Annotated in this window: 19 protein-coding genes; 13 read left to right on the plus strand and 6 right to left on the minus strand. The window is 59.4% G+C overall.

Annotation, left to right across the window (positions count from 1 at the left end):
• Positions 1-444 (minus strand): hypothetical protein, encoded by a 444-nt coding sequence (locus tag ACR0BZ_RS00200; protein WP_480919146.1) that lies wholly within the window; start codon positions 442-444, stop codon positions 1-3.
• Positions 445-722: 278 nt separating this feature from the next.
• On the opposite strand from ACR0BZ_RS00200, the gene ACR0BZ_RS00205 reads away from it, so the two are divergent.
• Both ACR0BZ_RS00205 and rpsD read left to right on the plus strand, forming a co-directional pair.
• Positions 723-1,166: a hypothetical protein gene (locus ACR0BZ_RS00205; RefSeq protein ID WP_480919147.1), complete on the plus strand. Its 444-nt coding sequence runs from the start codon at positions 723-725 to the stop codon at positions 1,164-1,166.
• 271 nt (positions 1,167-1,437) lie between these two features.
• Positions 1,438-2,058 carry a 30S ribosomal protein S4 gene (gene rpsD / locus ACR0BZ_RS00210; RefSeq protein WP_170374584.1) on the plus strand — a complete coding sequence of 207 codons (621 nt, stop codon included), beginning with the start codon at positions 1,438-1,440 and terminating at the stop codon, positions 2,056-2,058.
• Positions 2,059-2,116: 58 nt separating this feature from the next.
• Here the strand turns inward: rpsD and ACR0BZ_RS00215 are convergent, their stop codons facing one another.
• Positions 2,117-2,398, minus strand: a complete 282-nt coding sequence (locus tag ACR0BZ_RS00215; protein WP_480546152.1) for a DUF1330 domain-containing protein — start codon at positions 2,396-2,398, stop codon at positions 2,117-2,119.
• A 93-nt stretch (positions 2,399-2,491) separates the two neighbouring features.
• Here ACR0BZ_RS00215 and ACR0BZ_RS00220 point away from each other — a divergent pair, with 93 nt between their 5' ends.
• A complete protein-coding gene (locus ACR0BZ_RS00220; RefSeq protein WP_480919148.1) occupies positions 2,492-3,364 on the plus strand; it encodes a LysR family transcriptional regulator in 873 nt (290 codons plus the stop codon).
• Here the strand turns inward: ACR0BZ_RS00220 and ACR0BZ_RS00225 are convergent, their stop codons facing one another.
• The gene (locus ACR0BZ_RS00225; RefSeq protein ID WP_267365621.1) at positions 3,365-3,826 is read right to left on the minus strand and encodes an Lrp/AsnC family transcriptional regulator; all 462 of its coding nucleotides are present in this window, start codon (positions 3,824-3,826) and stop codon (positions 3,365-3,367) included.
• 102 nt (positions 3,827-3,928) lie between these two features.
• On the opposite strand from ACR0BZ_RS00225, the gene ACR0BZ_RS00230 reads away from it, so the two are divergent.
• The 4 genes from ACR0BZ_RS00230 (at position 3,929) to ACR0BZ_RS00245 (ending at position 8,259) form a co-directional block, all read left to right on the plus strand.
• Positions 3,929-5,344, plus strand: coding sequence for an aminotransferase class V-fold PLP-dependent enzyme (locus tag ACR0BZ_RS00230; protein ID WP_480919149.1), 1,416 nt, complete (start codon positions 3,929-3,931; stop codon positions 5,342-5,344).
• Positions 5,345-5,408: 64 nt separating this feature from the next.
• Positions 5,409-6,494, plus strand: a complete 1,086-nt coding sequence (gene hisC / locus ACR0BZ_RS00235; protein ID WP_480870041.1) for a histidinol-phosphate transaminase — start codon at positions 5,409-5,411, stop codon at positions 6,492-6,494.
• Positions 6,491-7,411, plus strand: a complete 921-nt coding sequence (locus tag ACR0BZ_RS00240; protein WP_267365625.1) for a prephenate/arogenate dehydrogenase family protein — start codon at positions 6,491-6,493, stop codon at positions 7,409-7,411. The genes hisC and ACR0BZ_RS00240 overlap by 4 nt, the downstream gene beginning before the upstream one ends.
• Positions 7,408-8,259: an extensin-like domain-containing protein gene (locus ACR0BZ_RS00245; RefSeq protein ID WP_480919150.1), complete on the plus strand. Its 852-nt coding sequence runs from the start codon at positions 7,408-7,410 to the stop codon at positions 8,257-8,259. Before ACR0BZ_RS00240 ends, ACR0BZ_RS00245 begins: the two co-directional genes overlap by 4 nt.
• Here ACR0BZ_RS00245 and ACR0BZ_RS00250 read toward each other — a convergent pair.
• Positions 8,256-9,257 carry a DUF2125 domain-containing protein gene (locus tag ACR0BZ_RS00250; RefSeq protein ID WP_480919151.1) on the minus strand — a complete coding sequence of 334 codons (1,002 nt, stop codon included), beginning with the start codon at positions 9,255-9,257 and terminating at the stop codon, positions 8,256-8,258. The genes ACR0BZ_RS00245 and ACR0BZ_RS00250 overlap by 4 nt on opposite strands.
• Before the next feature lie 67 nt (positions 9,258-9,324).
• On the opposite strand from ACR0BZ_RS00250, the gene ACR0BZ_RS00255 reads away from it, so the two are divergent.
• From ACR0BZ_RS00255 to ACR0BZ_RS00265, 3 genes are all read left to right on the plus strand, one after another.
• Entirely contained in the window at positions 9,325-9,855 is a 531-nt protein-coding gene (locus ACR0BZ_RS00255; protein ID WP_480487542.1) for a gamma-glutamylcyclotransferase, read from the plus strand.
• Between the two features lie 69 nt (positions 9,856-9,924).
• Entirely contained in the window at positions 9,925-11,103 is a 1,179-nt protein-coding gene (locus ACR0BZ_RS00260; RefSeq protein WP_209504810.1) for a biopolymer transporter ExbB, read from the plus strand.
• A 3-nt stretch (positions 11,104-11,106) separates the two neighbouring features.
• Positions 11,107-12,849 (plus strand): peptidoglycan -binding protein, encoded by a 1,743-nt coding sequence (locus ACR0BZ_RS00265; RefSeq protein WP_480919152.1) that lies wholly within the window; start codon positions 11,107-11,109, stop codon positions 12,847-12,849.
• A 245-nt stretch (positions 12,850-13,094) separates the two neighbouring features.
• Here ACR0BZ_RS00265 and clpA read toward each other — a convergent pair whose 3' ends face one another.
• Positions 13,095-15,419, minus strand: a complete 2,325-nt coding sequence (gene clpA / locus ACR0BZ_RS00270; protein WP_267363009.1) for an ATP-dependent Clp protease ATP-binding subunit ClpA — start codon at positions 15,417-15,419, stop codon at positions 13,095-13,097.
• Positions 15,420-15,593: 174 nt separating this feature from the next.
• Positions 15,594-16,361, minus strand: a complete 768-nt coding sequence (gloB, locus tag ACR0BZ_RS00275; protein ID WP_480919153.1) for a hydroxyacylglutathione hydrolase — start codon at positions 16,359-16,361, stop codon at positions 15,594-15,596.
• Positions 16,362-16,422: 61 nt separating this feature from the next.
• Here gloB and ACR0BZ_RS00280 point away from each other — a divergent pair, with 61 nt between their 5' ends.
• The 3 genes from ACR0BZ_RS00280 to atpA all read left to right on the plus strand — a co-directional run bounded on the left by ACR0BZ_RS00280 (position 16,423) and on the right by atpA (position 19,559).
• Positions 16,423-17,157: a class I SAM-dependent methyltransferase gene (locus tag ACR0BZ_RS00280; RefSeq protein WP_480919452.1), complete on the plus strand. Its 735-nt coding sequence runs from the start codon at positions 16,423-16,425 to the stop codon at positions 17,155-17,157.
• A 302-nt stretch (positions 17,158-17,459) separates the two neighbouring features.
• Complete coding sequence (locus tag ACR0BZ_RS00285; RefSeq protein ID WP_209598051.1) at positions 17,460-18,020, plus strand: F0F1 ATP synthase subunit delta; 561 nt, start codon at positions 17,460-17,462, stop codon at positions 18,018-18,020.
• Entirely contained in the window at positions 18,021-19,559 is a 1,539-nt protein-coding gene (gene atpA, locus ACR0BZ_RS00290; RefSeq protein ID WP_480475432.1) for a F0F1 ATP synthase subunit alpha, read from the plus strand.
• Positions 19,560-19,565: the final 6 nt, after the last annotated feature.

The raw sequence follows: 19,565 nt of genomic DNA on the forward strand, positions 1-19,565 counted from the left end.
CTAGTCGTTTTGGGAGAGCGCCCCGCCTGCAGTTCGCAAGCGGGGTGTTTTCTCGAATGCGGTCTCGTCACGCGACCTTACGAAAACGAACAGGCCGCGCCACGGCATCGACGGTCGCTGACGTAAGGCAGCTATGAGCCGATTCAACAGGGCGGTCCATGGCGGCTGGTGAAATACTGCAGGTGCACCAATGACCGAGAAGAGCCCTATCGCCACAGGGCAGGTTAATGTCTCACCCAGGATGGCCAGACCCGGCATCACACCGACACCGGCGCGCAGATACGCCTGGCTTGCGACGTCCATGGACCCTAGCGTGCGCACCAGTTTGAAATAGATCGGCAGGGCCACACCAGTGCACAAGGTCAAAAGAACGCTTGTTGCCGCCAATGCTGTTACATTCGGCGTCAAGGTCCATGGACGGTCCAGCAGCAGCTTAGCGCCCATCACCAAAACGCTCCGTCGGATCGCATGTCTGACTAAGGAAGTGTGACCACCACTCTCACGAGTGGGTTTTTCCATCTTGATCTCTGATCAGAAACCATTCCCTGGGTCGCCGCAGCAAGCTGATGCTCAGATAATCAGCTTGGATCAAGGCAAACACATATTTTTGATTCACTTCTGCAACATTCTTGTGAATGCTTCATTCCTGTCTCTTTTCCGCCGGATTTGGTGCTGATAAGCAATGATTGAATATCGGGATGTTAAATAGTGCGAGTGGGCAGATGAGAGCCGGAGTTAACGGTCAGGTAGCCATTTCATGGGATCAAACTGAAATTGACGGACTCGAGGACGCGCCTCTGGCGTGTCTGGCCGTCGGCGCGGCTTGGTCATGGCGCGGACAGGCGATAGTGCTGAGCGCAGAAGCCGAGAACAGCGTCGAACAGATTGGATATGCGCGGGGCGCTGCAACCCGCATACAAAACCGCTTCCCGATTGTCCGGGAAGTTTCCGGCCACGTGACCGGTGCTTTGACACTTACCAATGGGTCGCAGCGGTTTTCAGCCAACCTTGTTGCCGACACCAATGATGCAGCGCCGACCATCGTTTTCGATGGCGCTTGCCCGCCACGGGATGAAGAATTCTGGATCGTCGACGTGACCGAGGTTGTGATGGTGCACAAGGCGGGTGCTGAAGGCGGCGGGAACGTCGTTGCATTTCCAGCCTGAACGCGATCTGCATTTTTCTTTATGAAAGCGGTGTGACGGCAACCGTCGCTATGCGCGCAGGGGCCTGTGCTGCCTGCGGCGAACATATCTTTGCAGATATTCGAAACTGCGTTGAATGCCGTGTTGACTCTGCCGGCTTTGCGGATATAAGCGCGGCTTCATTGGTGTTGGTGGCCCCCGCAAGGGGAAGCCTGTCATGAGGGAAACCTCAAGAGGACAACGCCCTTCATAGTTGCCCGCTTGGGCATCGACCTAAAGAAGGAGATCAGCCGTGACCAAACGCACGTCTGCCAAGTACAAAATCGACCGCCGGATGGGCGAAAACATCTGGGGTCGTCCGAAATCCCCGGTCAACCGTCGTGAATACGGCCCCGGCCAGCACGGCCAGCGCCGCAAAGGCAAACTGTCGGACTTCGGTCTGCAGCTGCGTGCCAAGCAGAAGCTGAAAGGCTACTACGGCGACCTGACCGAAAAGCAGTTCCGCCGCATCTATGCCGAAGCCGAGCGTGTCAAAGGCGACACCGGTGAAAACCTGATCGGCCTGCTGGAGCGCCGTCTGGACGCCGTCGTCTATCGTGCCAAGTTTGTACCGACCGTCTTCGCTGCGCGTCAGTTCGTGAACCACGGCCACGTCAAAGTGAACGGCAAGCGGGTCAACATCCCCAGCTACCGTGTCAAAGAAGGCGACGTCATCGAAGTGCGTGACAAGTCCAAGCAGCTGGCTGTTGTTCTGGAAGCTGTTGCCTTGGCCGAGCGTGATGTTCCTGACTACATCGACGCCGACCACTCTAAAATGACCGCAACGTTCGTTCGCGCACCGGGCCTGAGCGATGTGCCGTACCCGGTCATGATGGAACCGAACCTGGTCGTCGAATTCTACGCGAAGAACTGATCTTCGCTTTCCGACCTGGAATTCAGAGCCGCACCTTTGGGTGCGGCTCTTTTCATTTTCAGCCCAGCAGAACGATATCTGACGCGCCTGCGCTGCGACGCAGCTCGTGAATGTCTTTTAGTTCCGGGTCGTTGATCCATCCCAGTGCAGCGTCCCGGTTGGGAAAGGAAAGCAGGGCTGCAACGTCAGGTAAGTCCGGTGTGCCGTCCAGCGCGGTTGTTTCAGCAGTCGCGTGTTCGACCTTTCCGCCATGGCGGGCCAGTGCAGGCCCGGCCTGCTCGCGATAAGCGGCCAGAGCGTCGGGATTCTTTACGGTGAGTTTTGCGTAGGCATAGATCATGGCTTTGCTCCTTGATGTGTGGGCAAAAGCTAGGGTGTGATCTGCTTTGCGAAAACGCGTGTATTTGCATCATTGGTATGCGAATTTGCATGTATGGATATTCATTGGGATGATTACCGGGCCGTACTCGCCGTGGTCCGCAGGCGTACCCTGTCCGCCGCGGCACAAGAGCTTGGCGTCAACTACACAACTGTCGCGCGCCGTATAGCCCGCGCCGAAGCGGCGACAGGCGAAGTGCTGTTCGAAAGGCTAACCGACGGGTATCGGCCGACAGAAGCAGCGCATCTTGTCGCTGCATATGCTGCCCGGATGGAAAGCGCAGAACATGCGATGCTGCGTGGTTTGTCAGGGCGGGATGCCCGGTTGGAAGGGCAACTGACCTTAACTGCGCCGCAACTCTTAATTGCCCATGTGCTGGCCCCGGCGCTGGGTGATTTTGCTCAAAGGCACCCTGCTGTGTCTTTGCAGGTGCGTGCAGCAAACGAGATTCTGGATCTTAATCGGCGCGAAGCCGACATAGCGATCCGGATCAGCCGCAACCCCGGCGATACGTTGAAAGGTCTGCGCCTGACGCAACAGCACAGCGCTTGTTTTGCCACGCCTGAATGGGCCGCGCGAATGCAGCAAGATCCGAACGCGCCCGTGGATTGGTTGCTTTATGAAAAGCAGCCGAACCTGCCGGACGGCGTCGACAATATCTATCCGAACTCGCGCATACATATGCGTTTTGATGACATGGTTGCGATGGCGGGTGCCGCACAATCAGGGTTGGGCGTTGTGCGCATGCCGGTGTTTCTGGGCCGCTCACTTCGGGGCTTGGTGCAGGTTCCGGTTCTTTCACCGCAACCCTACGCAGATATCTGGATCGTGGCGCACCCGGATGTTTGGCCTTCGGCAAAACTGGTCGCGTTCCGCGATATCATGGTGCCCTTTTTCAAACAAAAACGCCCGCTGTTTACGGCGTAATCATATCGGCAAGGGCCGACCTTCGGCGATTGCTTCCATCGCGAAATACGACGTGACGCTGTCCAGCTCGACCTTTTCGATCAGCCGTTGATACACCTTGTCGTAAGACGCCATATCCTGTGTGACGACTTTCAGCTGATAATCGTAGTCACCACCAATCCGATGAAAATCCACGACCTCGGGGATCGTCAAAACGTGGCTGCGAAAGGCCTGTAGCCACTCGGCCGAATGATGCCGCGTGCGCAGCATGACAAAGACCACAAGGCTCAGGCCCAATTTCTCGCGTGCGATGCGGGCGGTTGAACCGATCAGGACGCCATCTTCGTTCAAAGCCTTCAGCCGCCGCCAGCAGGCGTTCTGCGAAAGCCCCGCACGATCCGCTAACTCCCGTTGCGACAGGGTGGCGTCCTTCTGCAGTTCTTTCAGAATGCGTGTGTCAATTTGATCCAATTTTGATGCCATTACTGATCATATGACACAAAGATTTTAAAATCTATGCAATAATAGGTGAAGTTTTCGCGCTGACAATAAATCACATTAGTCGGACAGTTAGGAGCCAATGCAATGTCCCTGTCCAAGTTTCGTGCGGAACTCTGTTCCACCGCTCACAATTCAAACCTGCGCGATGGGCTGATCGGAGAGAATGTTCTGATCCCGGGTCTGCATGGGGACGTGCCGCTTGTCTATGCGGATTACGTCGCTTCGGGTCGCGCCTTGCGGCAGGTCGAAGACTTTGTGGCGCAACATGTGTTGCCGTTTTACGCGAACAGCCACACCGAGGCCTCTTACTGCGGATCTTACATGACACATCTGCGCCGCGAGGCGCGGGCGGAAATAGCCCGCATTGTTGGTGCCCAGGAAGAGGACGCGGTGATCTTCACCGGGTCTGGCGCCACTGCGGGGCTCAACCGGTTGGTCAGCCTGCTCGGGGTGGCAGAGGCCGACCAACCGGTTGTCTTGATTGGTCCGTACGAGCATCACTCGAACATCCTGCCGTGGCGGGAAAGCAAGGCACTTGTGGTTGAAATCCCCGAAGCCGAAGGTGGCGGTGTTGACCTGGGGGCGCTGGAAACCGCGCTGTTGACCCATGCAGGCGCAGATCTTCTGATCGGTTCCTTTTCGGCGGCGTCCAATGTAACCGGAATTGTCACGGACCCTGATCCGGTGACGCGGTTGCTCAAGGCGCACGGCGCTGTGGCGATTTGGGATTACGCCGGGGGCGGGCCTTACCTGCCGATGGATATGGGGCCGGCGGACGCGCGCAAGGATGCGATTGTCGTTTCCCCGCACAAGTTCCCGGGCGGTCCGGGGGCGTCGGGTGTTCTGATCGTAAACCGGGCTGCGGCCAAACGGAACTGCCCCAGCTGGCCGGGCGGCGGCACCGTCAGTTTCGTGTCACCGTGGCGGCATGACTACAGCGCGGACCTGTCTGCGCGGGAAGAGGCGGGAACGCCCAACGTGATCGGTGATATCCGAGCGGCGCTTGCCTTTATCGTCAAGGATGTCGTCGGCACAGAAGAAATCGCAAGACGCGAGGCGCAGTACAACCAGATGGCGCTGGACGGGTGGAAGGATAACCCGCACCTGACATTGCTTGGGGTCAATAATTCGCATCGCCTGCCGATCTTCTCTTTCCTTGTGCGCGACAACGCGGGACAGCCTGTGCATCAGCAGCTGTTTACCCGGATGCTCAGCGACGTCTACGGCATTCAGGCACGTGGCGGGTGTGCCTGCGCAGGGCCTTATGCCCACCGCCTGCTGGGGATTGACCGCGCCGCGTCCGAGGCGCTGCACGCGGCTTTGTCTGCGGGCGAAGAGATGAAGAAACCCGGCTGGGTACGCCTGAATTTCTCGTACCTGATGAGCGAGGAAACGGTTCAATTCATCATCGACAGTGTCAATGATCTGTCCCGCCGTACCGAGGAATTCGTGCCGTATTACAACGCCGACCCGGCGACTGCGCGCTTCAAGGCCGCATGATGGAATTGTCGCTTTTCTCAATCCGTTGAGACAGGTATGAGGGGCCCAATCAACGGAGCCTCTCATGACCAAGATCACCCCGCAACCCGGCATTATGGACATCGCGCTTTATCAGGGCGGCCAGTCGCATGTGGCGGGGGTTGAGCATGTGATCAAGCTGAGCTCGAACGAGAACCCGTTCGGCCCCAGCCCCAAGGCAATTGAGGCGGTGCGCGACAGCGCGGCAAATTTGCATCGGTACCCCAACACCGACCACGCCAGTTTGCGCGCGGCCATCGGCGCACGTCACGGGCTGGACCCTGCGCAGATCATCTGCGGTGTCGGCAGCGACGAGGTGCTGCAATTCATCGCTCAGGCCTATGCAGGGCCGGGGGATGAGGTGGTCTATACCGAGCACGGGTTCTCCATGTACCCGATCATTGCCCGCATGGCAGGTGCCACGCCGGTCATGGTGGCCGAGCGCGACCGCAAAGTTGATGTGGATGCCATTCTGGCCGCCGCAACCAGCCAAACGCGGATCGTGTTTGTCACCAACCCCGGTAACCCGACCTCGACCATGATCTCGAACGACGAACTGGACCGTCTGGCGCAGGATCTGCCTGATACCTGCCTGATGGTCTTGGATGGCGCCTATGCCGAATTCGTCGACGGTTTCGATGGTGGCGCGTCATTGGTGGATGCGTATGAGAACGTGATCATGACCCGCACATTCTCGAAAGTGTACGGGTTGGGCGGGATGCGGGTCGGCTGGGGGTATGCGCACCAATCGATTATCGATGTTCTGAACCGGGTGCGTCAGCCCTTCAACCTGTCTTTGACAGCCCTGGCCGCAGCCGAAGCAGCGATCAGCGACGTCGATTTCCTGACGTTCTGCCAATCTGAAAATGCGCGCCTGCGAGTGTGGCTGGCCGAGGAGCTGGACAAGATCGGCGTGCCCTCGGACCCGTCCTGCACCAATTTCATCCTCGCGCGTTTTGCCGACAGGACCGAGGCCGAGGCCTGTGACGACTATCTGAAGACGCAGGGTTTGATTGTCCGCCGGGTTGCAGGCTACAACCTGCCGAATGCCCTGCGGATCACCGTGGGCGATGAGGAAGCCTGCCGCCGCGTCGTTGCGGTGATTACAGCATTCAAAGAGGGCGCAGCATGAGCCAGATTTACGACCGGGTTGCGCTGATCGGGCTTGGCCTGATTGCCTCCTCCATGTTCTGGGCGATCAAGCGTGGAGGCCTGGCCGGGGAAGTGACCGGCTATGCCCGGTCCGAGGCGACACGTGACACGGCGCGCAGAATCGGGCTGTGCGACCGCGTCTGTGACACGGCGCGCGAAGCGGTCGAAGGTGCGGATCTTGTCGTTCTTTGCGTGCCCGTGGGGGCAATGGGGGCCGTCGCAGAAGACATCGCGCCCGTGCTCAAGCCCGGCGCGACCCTGTCGGACGTGGGGTCGGTCAAGCGGCATGTCATTCAGGCGGTTCAGCCGCATATCCCCGAAGGTGTGCATTTCATTCCCGCGCATCCTTTGGCTGGGACAGAGCATTCCGGTCCGGAATCGGGTTTCGCAAAATTGTTCGACAATCGCTGGTGCCTGCTGGTGCCTGTCGAAGGGACCGACCCGGATGCAATCGCCCGCCTTCGGGCGTTGTGGGAAGGTATGGGGTCCCATGTGGATGAGATGGACGCCGATCATCACGATCTGGTTCTGGCCGTCACGTCCCATGCGCCGCACCTGATCGCCTACACGATGGTTGGTGTGGCCGACGATCTGCGCCGGGTGACCGATAGTGAAGTGATCAAATACTCGGCTGCGGGTTTCCGGGATTTCACCCGCATTGCGGCATCTGACCCGACCATGTGGCGTGATGTGTTCCTGTCCAACAAAGATGCGACGCTGGAAATCCTGGGCCGGTTCACGGAGGAGCTGTTTGCGCTGCAACGTGCCATCCGCACCGGGGACGGGGAACATTTGTTTGACTACTTCACCCATACCCGTGCTATTCGTCGCGGCATCATCGATGCGGGGCAGGACACGGATGCTCCGGATTTCGGGCGGGGAAAGGCAGGTTCATGAGGTCATACCGGGGGCAATTTCTGATCGGGATCATGGCGTTGTGCGCCGTGGCCACACAGGCAGCCCCTCTGGAACGATCTCTGGTCCCACCTGCACGTCCGATTCTGGACCAGCAAAACGTGCAGGTTGTGTCCGCCGTTGCCCCGGTGTCCGTCGCGGTCATAACCGATCTGCGCCCCATCTCACGTCCGGTTTCACCGCAGGTCACTGCTGCACTGGCGCGACCTTCGGATTTGCCGCTGCTGGGGCCCGACACCTCGCTGATGCCTAACATGAGACCTGAATCGCTTGAACAGCAGGTGCTTTTCAAAAAACACAAACTGCGCAAAGGGTCCGTTTGCGGAGATATCGCCATTCAGGGCAAGCCCGTCGGAAGGGTCGGCAGCGAGAATTCAGCCTGTGGCGTAAAAGATGCGGTGCAGATCACCTCTGTTTCCGGTGTGGCACTCAGCCGCCCGTCGACAATGGATTGCGGCACCGCCGTTGCGCTGAACAAATGGGTCGACAAGACAGTCAAACCCACCTTCAAACGCCGCGGCCCCGTGGTCGAGTTGCAGGTGGCGGCTCATTATGCCTGCCGAACCCGCAACAACCGCAAAGGCGCGCGGATTTCCGAGCACGGCAAAGGACGGGCCATCGATATTTCAGCCTTCAAAATGGCCGATGGCGAGGTGGTGACCGTCTTGGAAGGATGGCGCAAGAACCCGTCAAAGAAGCAATTGCAGAAGATCTGGCGCGGCGCGTGTGGCCCGTTCGGCACCGTTTTGGGGCCGAACTCGGACAGCTACCATCGCGATCATTTCCATCTGGATACGGCACGCTACCGCAGCGGAGCGTATTGCCGTTAACGCAAGATCAGCCGCGGAGCAGGGCCCAGCGGCACCGGCCCCAGAGCGACAAAACCATCCCGGAAGTTTAGCCGAAGGTCCAGTGCGTTGGGGTTGCCGCCCAGCCCTGCCAGAAAGTTCAGTGCACGGGTGACAGGATCAACCGCCTGATCGGGCAGGGCGCCTGCCGCGTTTGCCATGTCGATCATATCACGCCAGTTCTCGGCTTTGACGGCGATCTCACCACTGGGAACACCCTGCGCGTCTACATCCAGTTTCCCAGCCGCAAACAGACGCAACCCACCCCATTTGATCTCGGCCAGTCGCAGGTCGATGGCCACGGGCTGCGGTCTGCTGTCCTCCAGCGCCGACCTGTCCCAGACTTTGCTGAACGTGGTGACCATGTCCAGTTCCAGCGTTTCGAAGGACTGCGGCAGCGACGCGGCCGAATTCATAAGGGCCCGCAACCGGTCGCCGGGTGTGAACCCATCCGCGCGGGCGGTAATGGCATAGGCTTCGGGCAGGGATGTTTGCGCCATGATCAGGCTCAGGGTGTCCCCGGCGGCCAGTGCAGTGGTGTTCTCGGTCACCGACCATGCCCCTGCCGTCAGCGCCAGTTTCTCAAGCACAAGCGAAACGCCGGGCTGCAACTGTAGTTCTGCAATCAATTCATCGGCGACAATCGTTGAGGTTTGATCGTAGTAAGACAGTCGTTGCGGCGTCTCGGCAAACCGCAGCACCTGCCGGCCGGGCCAGATCGCGGGGCTTTCGAATTCGATCCAGTCCGCACGCCAGGCTGTGCCATTCACCGGATCTGCAAGGGCAGGGTTGTTCAGACGAGTCACGTGATGGGTCGGATACCCTGCCGTTGCCACGTCCGAGAAATCAGCCAGCCAGCCGCGCGCCTGTTGTTGATCAAACCAGCCAGTGATTGCCGCGCGCAGACCATATCCGGCGACAAACCAATATGCGCTCCACAGGACGCCGATAAAAATGATCACTCGTATGACACGGCGCATGAGCTTTGGCCCTTTTTCCTGCCTCGGAATTGATGTTTATAGGCCCAAACGGGCAAGGACCAGTGCAATGACGATGTGGGTTTTCGGTTATGGATCGCTGCTGTGGAATCCGGGCTTTCCGGTCGCGCGCAGCGAACGCGCGACACTGCATGGCTATGCCCGGTCCTTCTGCATGAGCTCGATCCACCACCGGGGAACCGAGGAAGAACCGGGGCTGGTGCTGGCGCTGGACGAACAGGCAAACGCGACCTGCACCGGTCTGGCCCTTGCGGTTGAAACCGGTCACGAAGACCGCACCCTGCACGAACTGCGCGAGCGCGAGCTGATCTCGTCGGCCTATGTCGAACGTATGCTGGATGTGCATCTGGAAAATGGCGACATTGTCAACGCCGTGACCTATGTGATCGATGCCGACCATGTGCAGTATTGCGGCGGGATGCCGTTGGAGGATCAGGCCCGGATCATCGCCCATGCGGTTGGCGGGCGCGGCCCGAATGACGAATACCTGTACAATACCGCCGAACATCTGGCCGAGATCGGCCTGCGCGACGCCGATCTTGAGTGGTTGGCGCAACGGGTGCGCAGTATTACCGCATAAACTCTTGGCGTCACCAGTGGAATTTCGCTAGTTTCGACGCAGAGCAGGCAAATACCGGGAACCACGCGCATGGCGCAGGCACATCAGGGCGCGAGACCCCATTTCTCGCATCCAACACGGCAGATTCTGTTGATGTTGATGGCGATCGGCCTGTCCGGGCTGGGTGTGTTTCTGGCGCTGCCCTATGTGTTACCGGTGTTCTTCGCCAACCCGTACCTGAACGGCTTCATCCTGATGGTTTTTCTGATCGGCGTTCTTGCCTGTTTCTATCAGGTGACGCAACTGATCGGATCCGTACGCTGGATCGAGGCCTTCGTCGGCGGTGTTGTTCGCGAAGACGCCCGCACGCCGCAATTGCTGGCTCCTTTGGCCTCATTGCTGCGCGAACGGGGCGCGCGGTCGCAGATCAGCTCCACTTCAACCCGCTCGATTCTGGATTCCGTAGCCGAACGGGTCGAGGAAGAGCGGGAGATCACCCGCTATATCACCAACGTACTGATCTATCTGGGTCTTTTGGGCACATTCTTCGGTTTGGCGACAACCGTACCTGCCATCGTTGATACGATCCGCAGCCTTAATCCGCAAGAGGGCGAAGAAGGGCTGGCCGTGTTCAACCGCCTGATGACCGGGCTCGAGGCGCAGTTGCAGGGGATGGGCGTTGCGTTCGGATCGTCTCTGCTGGGTCTGGCCGGGTCGCTGATCGTCGGTCTGCTCGAAGTTTTCGCAGGGCACGGCCAGAACCGCTTCTATCGCGAGCTCGAGGAATGGCTGTCTTCGATCACCCGTGTAGGTTTCGCGGGTGGAGAAGAAGGCGGTGCCGAAATTGCCGTGCTCACGCCGGTGCTGGACGCTATGTCCGAACAGATGGATGCGTTGCAGGATCTGTTTTCAGCGCAGGAAAGCGAGCGCGCCGAGGTTTCCGCCAAGTTGGGTTTGCTGGTCGATGTGATCGGTGAGATGAACAACCGTCAGGCCAATACCGAAGGCGTCACCTCGGCTTTGGAACGCGTGGCGCTGGGTCAGGAAGCCCTGCTGGATCACATGCGCGATCACGGCGCGGGTGAAGGCATCGACGCCGAAAGCCGGATGCGCCTGCGCTCGATGGATGTGCAGCTGCTGCGTATCCTCGAAGAGATTTCGGCGGGCCGTCAGGAAAGCATGAACGAGTTCCGAAAGGATATAGAACTGCTGGTCAAGGCGCTGACCCTGCCGCGCGGTGCGGTGCGTACCACGCCGGAAGGAGAATAACCCATGGCGCTGTCCCGCCGCACCGGTCAACGGTTCCAGGGCTCGGTCTGGCCCGGTTTCGTCGACGCGATGACGGGGCTGTTGATGGTGCTGACCTTTGTGCTGACCATCTTCATGGTGATCCAGTTTGTGCTGCGCGAAACCATCTCGGGTCAGGAAGACGAACTGACCACATTGGCCGACGAAATCGCAGCTCTGGCGGGCGCGCTGGGGCTGGAAGAACGCGAAAACAGCCGGTTGCAGGCGCGACTTGGGGCGTTGAACACCACCCTGTCGCGGGCTGAAGACGATCTCGCGCAAGCCCAGTCACTGATCGCGTCACTGACCACCGAGCGCGACCGTCAGGCTGCCGCATTGGATCAGGCACAGACCCGGATCACCAACTTCGAAGCGCAAGTTGCCGCCCTGCTGGCCGAACAGGAACGGGCACTGGGCGATATTGCAGCGCTTGAAACGCAGCGCGCGCAACTGTTGACCGAGCAAGAGGCGCTGAACCTGGCGCTTGCCCAAAGCCGCGAGGAAATCGACGCGCAGACCGAAGCCGCCCGTTTGGCCGCTGCCCGCCGGGAAGCACTGGAAGCGCTGGTGGCGGATCTGGAGCAAGGCAGCGCCGACCGGGACGCCCAGATCACCTCCCTTGAACAGCAGCTCAGCGATGAAGAGGTCGCCCGTCTGGCCGAAGCCGCCGCCGCCGAGGCACTGCGTAACCGCCTTCAGGATGCCGATGCCGAACTGACGGCAATGACACTCGCACTCGAAGCGCAACGCAAAGAGGCTGAAGACACACTCACCCTGTTGGCCGCAGCACAGGCGGCGCGTGCCGCGTTGGAGCGTCAGTTTGGTGACGTGAATCCCGATGAACTGCGGGCCCAGCTTGAAGCCGCTTTGCAGGCGCAGACGCAAGCGCAGGCGGATGCCGATGCGCAACGCTCTCTGGCCGAGCAGCGGCAGGCCTTATTGGACCTCGCCAATGCGACGCTTTCGGATGAAAAAGAAATCTCTGCCGAGGCGCAGCGAGAGGCCGCCCTGCTGAACCAGCAGATCGCCGCCCTGCGCGGGCAATTGGGCTCTTTGCAGGCTTTGCTTGATGATTTCGAAGAACGCAACGCCGCCGCCGAGGTGCAGATTCAGACCTTAGGGCAGGACCTGAACGCCGCACTGGCCCGTGCCGCATCCGAAGAACGCAGGCGCCGACTGCTGGAAGAAGCGGAACGCCTGCGCCTTGAGGCCGAGGCCGAGGCTCTGGCCGGGCAGAACCAGGAACTGGCGGCACAGGCCGAGGACCTGCAACGCTATCGCTCGGAATTCTTTGGTCGTTTGCGGGACGTCCTTGGCGGTCAGGAAGGGGTGCGCATCGAAGGCGACCGGTTCGTGTTCTCGTCCGAGGTTCTGTTTCCGACCGGGTCCGCCGTGCTGTCCGCAGAAGGGCAGCAGGAAGTCGCCAAGGTGGCCAGCATCCTGCGCAGTGTTGCCGCTGAAATCCCGCCCGGTCTGAACTGGGTGATCCGGGTCGACGGCCACACCGACAACGTTCCTCTGGCCGGGTCGGGCAGGTATCGCGACAACTGGGAGCTCAGCCAGGGTCGCGCGCTGTCGGTTGTGCGCTATATGGTTGACGCACTGGGCATTCCGCCCAACCGTCTTGCAGCCAACGGGTTTGGTGAATTCCAGCCCGTAAACCCCGCTGACACGCCCGAGGCACACGCGCAAAACCGCCGGATCGAGTTGAAGCTGACCGAAAGGTAAGGTCACTGGCCCTTAGCAGCCACGAAAACAAACAGCCGATCCGCAACCGGTTATTGGCGATACCGACCCCAGCGACCCGAACCGTTGGAAAATCAAGGCGGTGCATGTCCGCCAGACGTTTCACACGCAGCCTAACCGAGATAGCTAACGCGCCCCCGGTTGAGCAGATAAGTCCTTGCCTGTGCTGGGCGAAACAAAAAAAACCCGCCTTGGTAGGCGGGTTTTCTGATAAATGCGGCGGGCGATCAGTCCGCCGTCAGAAGCGGAGGCTTGTCACCCGAAATGCGCGGTTGATCCGGGCCAAGGATCTCAAGATCCAGATCACCCTTCTTGACCGAGACACGGACCACACCACCTTTTGCCAGCTTGCCAAACAACAACTCTTCGGCCAGCGGTTTCTTGATGTATTCCTGAATGACGCGGCCCAGCGGGCGCGCACCCATCTTGTCGTCATACCCTTTATCCGCCAGCCATTCGGCGGCTTTGGGTGTCAGATCAATGGTCACACCACGATCCAGCAACTGCGCTTCCAGTTGCAGGACGAATTTCTCGACCACCTGCAAAATGACCTCTTTCGGCAGCGGCGCGAACGAGATCACGGCATCCAGACGGTTGCGGAATTCCGGCGTGAACATGCGTTCAATCGCGGCGGTGTCTTCGCCCTCGCGACGGTCACGACCGAACCCGATCGCGGCCTTGGCCTGCTCTTGCGCCCCCGCGTTCGAGGTCATGATCAGCACCACGTTGCGGAAGTTCACCGTACGGCCGTTGTGGTCGGTCAGTTCCCCATGGTCCATCACCTGCAACAGGATGTTGAACACGTCCGGGTGCGCCTTTTCAATCTCGTCCAGCAGCAACACACAATGTGGATGCTGGTCGACACCGTCGGTCAGCAGGCCCCCCTGATCGAACCCGACATAGCCCGGAGGTGCGCCGATCAGACGGCTGACCGCGTGTTTCTCCATGTATTCCGACATGTCGAAACGCAGCAGTTCAACGCCCAGCGTATCCGCAAGCTGCTTCGCCACCTCGGTCTTGCCTACACCGGTCGGGCCGGCAAACAGATAGTTGCCGATGGGCTTTTCGGGTTCCCGCAGGCCGGCACGGGCCAGTTTGATTGCGCTGGCCAGTGCCTCGATCGCCAGATTCTGCCCAAACACCACCCGTTTCAGCGAGGCTTCGAGATCTTTCAGCACCTCGGCATCGTCCTTGGTGACGTTCTTGGGCGGGATGCGGGCGATCTTGGCAACCACGGCCTCAATCTCTTTGACACCAATGGTCTTGCGCCGTTTGCTTTCCGCCACCAGATGCTGCGCCGCGCCAGCCTCGTCAATCACGTCGATGGCCTTGTCGGGCAGCTTGCGGTCGTTGATGTAACGTGCCGACAGCTCGACCGCGGTTTTGATCGCATCAGCGGTGTATTTGATGTCGTGATGTTTTTCGAAATAAGGCTTCAGACCGCGCAGGATCTTGACGCTGTCTTCAACCGAAGGCTCGTTCACATCGATCTTCTGGAACCGGCGCGACAGGGCTCGGTCCTTCTCGAAATGCTGGCGAAACTCTTTGTAGGTGGTCGAGCCCATGGTGCGCAGCTTGCCGCCCTGCAACGCAGGCTTCAGCAGGTTCGAGGCATCCATTGCCCCGCCCGAGGTTGCACCGGCACCGATCACGGTGTGAATTTCGTCGATGAACAGCACCGCGTCGGGGTGCTCTTCCAGCTCGGTTACAACCGCTTTCAGGCGTTCCTCGAAATCGCCGCGATAACGGGTCCCGGCCAGCAGCGCACCCATGTCCAGCGAGTAGATGGTGGTGTTTGCCAAGACATCCGGCGCCTCTCCGGCGACGATCTTGTGCGCCAGACCTTCGGCGATGGCGGTTTTGCCCACGCCCGGATCGCCCACCAGCAGCGGGTTGTTCTTGCGGCGGCGGCACAGCACCTGGATGCAGCGTTCCACCTCATCCGCCCGCCCTATCAGCGGATCGACATCACCCGCACGCGATTTCGCGTTCAGGTCAATGCAGTATTTCCCAAGCGCACTTTCCTTTTGTTCCGTGTCGCCGGAACCTGATTGAGCTTCTTCTTCCACCTGATCCGCTCCGGACACCGACCGGCTTTCGCCATACGCAGGGTCTTTGGCCACGCCATGGGCGATGAAATTGACCGCGTCATACCGGGTCATGTCCTGTTCCTGCAGGAAATAGGCGGCATTGCTTTCGCGTTCAGCGAATATCGCGACCAGCACATTGGCACCGGTCACTTCGGTCCGGCCCGAGCTTTGTACATGAATCGCGGCGCGTTGAATAACGCGCTGGAACGCTGCCGTTGGTACGGCTTCGGACCCGTCAATATCCGTGACCAGATTCGATAGGTCCTCGTCGATGAACTCAACCAGAGTGCTGCGCAACTCGTCCAGATCAACGCTGCACGCTTTCATGACGCGCACCGCATCGGGTTCTTCCAGAAGCGCCAGCAGCAAATGCTCCAGCGTTGCAAATTCGTGTCGCCGTTCATTCGCAGCCGCAAGGGCCGCGTGGATGGCTTGTTCCAGTGTGCTCGAGAATGAAGGCACGCGGGTGCTCCTCTGTCTTGGGTCAGAAGGGGGCGGGCTTTCGGCCGGAACCCCATCCCAACCATGTCCTCATACTATTAGAGTTTGGTTGATCGTGGCCCGGCTTCAAGGGTTTTCTTTCACTTGACAGTCACATTTGTTGTGACCGTGGCCGTGAAGAGGGGCAAATAAGCATCAGAACCTGTCTTTTCTACCCCGAATTTCGGCGAAAACCGCCACAGGATCGGCGTTTACCATACCAAGATGGGCCTGAATCGCCGGATCAGTGGCCCTCAGAAACGGGTTGGTGGCTTTTTCAAGCGCCAAAATCGACGGAACAGTGGCTTCGCCAGCGGCGCGGGCGCGGTCGATATCGGCAATTCGCTGTTTCAGCGCAGCGTTCTCGGGATCGACGGTAATGGCGAATTTCGCGTTGGATTGTGTATATTCATGCCCCGAACAGACAAGGGTGTCGTCCGGCAAAGCGGCCAGCTTGCTCAGCGACGCCCACATCTGCGCCGGGCTGCCTTCGAACAGACGCCCACACCCGAGGGCCATCAGGCTGTCAGCGGTAAAGACGACCGCGCTTTGCGGAAGATAAAACGCGACATGACCAACCGTGTGCCCCGAAACGTCCAGCACCTCGACCAGTTCGCCACCCACCTCAAAGCTGTCGCCTTCGGCAACCTGCTGGTCCAGCGGGGGCAGGCGGTGCGCGTCGGCGGCCGCACCGATGACCTTTGCGGGGTGATGGGTCAGAATTTCGGGCAGCCCTTCAACGTGATCCCAGTGATGATGGGTCAGCAGCACATGTGACAAGCTCCATCCCCGATCTTCCAGTGCTGCAAGAATCGGCGCGGCTTCGGGCGCATCGATCAGCGCAGTCTGGCCATTGCCGCTGTCATGGGCCAGAAAGGCGTAATTGTCGCTGAGGCACGGGATTGTAACGATTTCAAGAGGCATGGCCTTTTGCCCTTTCATTGCTAGACTGCGCCCAGCTAAGCCGATTGACCGGATGTCCGCAATGCATCTTGATGTGCAGGATCTGAGGAACTTCTACTACCGCAGCACCCTTGGGCGCGCGGCACAGGCAGCTATTCGCGGGCGGCTGACCGAGCTCTGGCCCGAAGCCAAAGGTCAGACCGTTGCCGGTTTTGGCTTTGCCGTGCCGCTATTGCGCCCTTATCTGGCCGGTGCGCGCCGGGTCATCGGGCTGATGCCCGGCCCGCAGGGCGTGATGCCCTGGCCTGCGGGGATGCCCAATGTCTCGGTGCTGACAGAAGAAACCCGGTGGCCCATTGAAACCGGTCACGTGGACAAGCTGGTGGTGATGCACGGGCTGGAAACGTCCGAGCGGCCAAACCAGCTGCTGGAGGAATGCTGGCGCGTTCTGGGCCCCGGTGGCAGGGCCGTGTTCGTTGTTCCGAACCGGGCGGGTCTGTGGTCACGTACGGACAAAACGCCATTTGGCTTTGGTCGTCCCTATTCCGCCACCCAGCTGGAAAATCAGCTCAGATCACACTACTTCCTGCCCGAGGCGCATTGCTCGGCTCTTTACATGCCGCCATCCTTCCGGCGGTTCTGGTTGAAATCGGGCAGTCTGATCGAAAAAACCGGGCAGCGCATTCCAACTGTCATGGCAGGCGGGGTGTTGATGGTCGAGGTCACAAAGAACATTCACCCGCCTCGGGGTAATGTCACTAAAGATGCCATCAGGAAGCCGATCAAGGCGCTGGACGGTCTGCTAAAGCCTGCATGACAACCGCGTGCATCCCAAAGTGACAAATTCGCGAGAAAAAAGTCACAGGAATCGCAAAAACCTGCATATTCGTAACATTTTTCAACTGCCGCAACCGGTCCAAACGGTCGCACTTGATGTAAGTGTATGTAAATTAACATTTTGTGGATAAATCCGTTACCGCTATAGCGTATTGCTTGGTTGGTTCACCTCTGCTACATCCCCGGTGATTTTGATCCCCGACCGTCTGGCCGGGGTTTCCTCACGCCCCAAGGTAGCGGCCGCTACCCAAAATCGGGGCCTCAAATATCGGAAGGGTGGACGTGTCCGAACCAGCTTCGATTTCCACAGGCATCGCCGAGCGCTATGCCACCGCGATCTTCGAGATCGCAAAAGAGAATAATGACCTTGCGGGTCTGGAATCCGGCATCAACGATCTGGCAGCAGCACTGGGCGACAGTGCCGACCTGCGTGACCTGATCGCATCGCCTTTGATTTCGCGGGCCGAGCAGGAAGGAGCAATTGCCGCTGTTGCTGACAAGATGGGGCTGAACGCCATCCTGCGCAACACGCTGGCTCTGATGGCGCAGAAACGCCGCCTGTTTGTTGTGCCGCAACTGGTGCAGGTGCTGCGTGACATGCTGGCTGATGAGCGTGGCGAAGTGACCGCCGATGTCGCCTCGGCCAAGGCGCTGACCAAGACACAACTGGAAAAACTGTCCAAGACGCTGTCCGAGCGTGTGGGCAAGACCGTAACTATCAATGCGACCGTTGATGAAAGCCTCATCGGCGGTCTTGTCGTCAAAGTGGGCTCGAAAATGATCGACAGTTCGATCCGTTCGAAGCTGAACTCCCTACAGAATGCAATGAAAGAGGTCGGATAAATGGGAATCCAAGCTGCAGAGATTTCTGCAATCCTGAAGGACCAGATCAAGAATTTTGGTCAGGAAGCCGAAGTGGCCGAGATCGGTCGCGTGCTGAGCGTCGGTGACGGGATTGCCCGTGTATATGGCCTGGACAACGTTCAAGCCGGTGAGATGGTCGAATTCCCCGGCGGTATCATGGGGATGGCGCTGAACTTGGAAAGCGACAACGTCGGTGTCGTTATCTTCGGTTCTGACCGTGACATCAAAGAAGGTGACACCGTCAAGCGCACAAACTCGATCGTGGACGTTCCAATCGGTGACGAGCTGCTGGGCCGTGTTGTTGACGGTCTGGGCAACCCGCTGGACGGCAAAGGTCCGATCAATGCCACCAAGCGCGGCGTTGCAGACGTCAAAGCACCCGGTATCATTCCGCGTAAATCGGTGCACGAACCGATGGCAACCGGCCTGAAATCGGTTGACGCGATGATCCCGATTGGCCGTGGCCAGCGCGAGCTGATCATTGGTGACCGCCAGACCGGTAAAACCGCCGTGGCTCTGGACACCATCCTGAACCAGAAAGTCTATAACGAAGCAGCGGGCGACGACGAGTCGAAGAAACTGTACTGCGTTTACGTTGCGATCGGTCAGAAGCGTTCGACCGTTGCCCAGCTGGTGAAGAAACTGGAAGAATCCGGTGCGATTGAATATTCGATCGTTGTCGCCGCAACCGCGTCCGACCCGGCACCGATGCAGTTCCTGGCACCCTATGCCGCAACCGCGATGGCAGAATATTTCCGTGACAATGGCCGTCACGCGCTGATCATCTATGATGACCTGTCGAAACAGGCCGTGTCCTATCGTCAGATGTCGCTGTTGCTGCGTCGCCCGCCGGGCCGCGAAGCCTATCCGGGTGACGTTTTCTACCTCCACTCCCGCCTGCTGGAACGTTCGGCAAAGCTGAACGAAGACTTCGGTGCTGGTTCGCTGACGGCTCTGCCGGTTATCGAGACCCAGGGTGGTGACGTTTCCGCCTTTATTCCGACCAACGTGATCTCGATCACCGACGGTCAGATCTTCCTGGAAACCGAACTGTTCTATCAGGGCATCCGTCCTGCTGTGAACACCGGTCTGTCGGTTTCGCGTGTGGGCTCGTCGGCTCAGACCGACGCGATGAAATCGGTTGCCGGTCCGGTCAAGCTGGAACTGGCTCAGTATCGCGAAATGGCGGCCTTTGCGCAGTTTGGTTCCGACCTCGACGCCGCAACCCAGCAGCTTCTGAACCGTGGTGCGCGCCTGACCGAGCTGATGAAGCAGCCGCAGTACTCGCCGCTGACCAACGCGGAAATCGTCTGCGTCATCTTCGCTGGCACCAACGGCTATCTCGACAAGATCGATGTATCTGACGTTGGCCGCTACGAGGCCGGTCTGCTGGCGCATCTGCGCGGCAAGCACGCAGACCTGCTGAAGTGGATCACCGACGAAGATCCAAAGATCAAAGGTGAAGCGTCCGACAAACTCAAAGCAGCGATCGACGAATACGCCGCGACCTTCGCTTGATAGGAG

It is taken from the genome of Ruegeria sp. P8, assembly GCF_056534665.1.

Coding starts and splice junctions, on each gene's coding strand:
- ACR0BZ_RS00200 (WP_480919146.1), bottom strand. CDS start 444: ATGGGCGCTAAGCTGCTGCTGGACCGTCCATGGACCTTGACGCCGAAT.
- ACR0BZ_RS00205 (WP_480919147.1), top strand. CDS start 723: ATGAGAGCCGGAGTTAACGGTCAGGTAGCCATTTCATGGGATCAAACT.
- ACR0BZ_RS00215 (WP_480546152.1), bottom strand. CDS start 2,398: ATGATCTATGCCTACGCAAAACTCACCGTAAAGAATCCCGACGCTCTG.
- ACR0BZ_RS00220 (WP_480919148.1), top strand. CDS start 2,492: ATGGATATTCATTGGGATGATTACCGGGCCGTACTCGCCGTGGTCCGC.
- ACR0BZ_RS00225 (WP_267365621.1), bottom strand. CDS start 3,826: ATGGCATCAAAATTGGATCAAATTGACACACGCATTCTGAAAGAACTG.
- ACR0BZ_RS00230 (WP_480919149.1), top strand. CDS start 3,929: ATGTCCCTGTCCAAGTTTCGTGCGGAACTCTGTTCCACCGCTCACAAT.
- hisC (WP_480870041.1), top strand. CDS start 5,409: ATGACCAAGATCACCCCGCAACCCGGCATTATGGACATCGCGCTTTAT.
- ACR0BZ_RS00240 (WP_267365625.1), top strand. CDS start 6,491: ATGAGCCAGATTTACGACCGGGTTGCGCTGATCGGGCTTGGCCTGATT.
- ACR0BZ_RS00245 (WP_480919150.1), top strand. CDS start 7,408: ATGAGGTCATACCGGGGGCAATTTCTGATCGGGATCATGGCGTTGTGC.
- ACR0BZ_RS00250 (WP_480919151.1), bottom strand. CDS start 9,257: ATGCGCCGTGTCATACGAGTGATCATTTTTATCGGCGTCCTGTGGAGC.
- ACR0BZ_RS00255 (WP_480487542.1), top strand. CDS start 9,325: ATGACGATGTGGGTTTTCGGTTATGGATCGCTGCTGTGGAATCCGGGC.
- ACR0BZ_RS00260 (WP_209504810.1), top strand. CDS start 9,925: ATGGCGCAGGCACATCAGGGCGCGAGACCCCATTTCTCGCATCCAACA.
- ACR0BZ_RS00265 (WP_480919152.1), top strand. CDS start 11,107: ATGGCGCTGTCCCGCCGCACCGGTCAACGGTTCCAGGGCTCGGTCTGG.
- gloB (WP_480919153.1), bottom strand. CDS start 16,361: ATGCCTCTTGAAATCGTTACAATCCCGTGCCTCAGCGACAATTACGCC.
- ACR0BZ_RS00280 (WP_480919452.1), top strand. CDS start 16,423: ATGCATCTTGATGTGCAGGATCTGAGGAACTTCTACTACCGCAGCACC.
- atpA (WP_480475432.1), top strand. CDS start 18,021: ATGGGAATCCAAGCTGCAGAGATTTCTGCAATCCTGAAGGACCAGATC.